The following is a 597-nucleotide window of genomic DNA, read 5'->3' as shown; positions in this document are numbered from 1 at the left end:
CGCCTCGGGCGAGAGGCCGACGACGGTGCGCGCGGTGAACCGGTCGCAGCCGACCGGGTCGCTCACGCTCACCGGGTAGCCGTAGCCGTTGGGCGCCGGCACGTCCAGCAGGGCCGGGTCGCGCAGCGGCAGTCCGTAGGCGGTGGCGGTCTCGCGGGCGACGCCGCGCAGCGACAGGCAGTAGCCGCGGTCGGGCGTGACCGCGATGTCGAGCACCTCGTCCCGCAGCTCGAGCAGTTCGATGGCGTCGGTGCCCACCTCGTGCTCGGGCGGCAGCACGATGATGCCGTCGTGGTCGTCGGACATGCCCAGCTCGCTGGCGGAGCAGATCATGCCCTCGGAGACGTGGCCGTACGTCTTGCGCGCGGAGATCTTGAAGCCGCCGGGCAGTTCGGCGCCGGGCAGCACGACGACGACCTTGTCGCCGACCGCGAAGTTGCTGGCGCCGCAGATGATGTTCTGCGGCTCGCCCGTGTTGTTGGCCTGGCCGACGTCGACCTGGCAGTAGCGGATGGGCTTCTTGAAGCCTTCGAGCACCTCGATGGCGAGCACCTTGCCGACGACGAGCGGGCCGGTGAGCCCGGCGCCGAGCTGATC

General features: G+C 71.2%; 1 pseudogene. It reads right to left on the bottom strand.

Annotated features, from left to right (window positions below):
• A pseudogene (locus tag KUM32_RS42940) lies at positions 1-597 on the bottom strand (phenylalanine--tRNA ligase subunit beta); the annotation flags it as partial.

The organism is Streptomyces sp. AC627_RSS907 (assembly GCF_019049165.1).
Note: the sequence above shows the minus strand (reverse complement) of the source record. Positions and strands in the feature narration are given on the sequence as shown.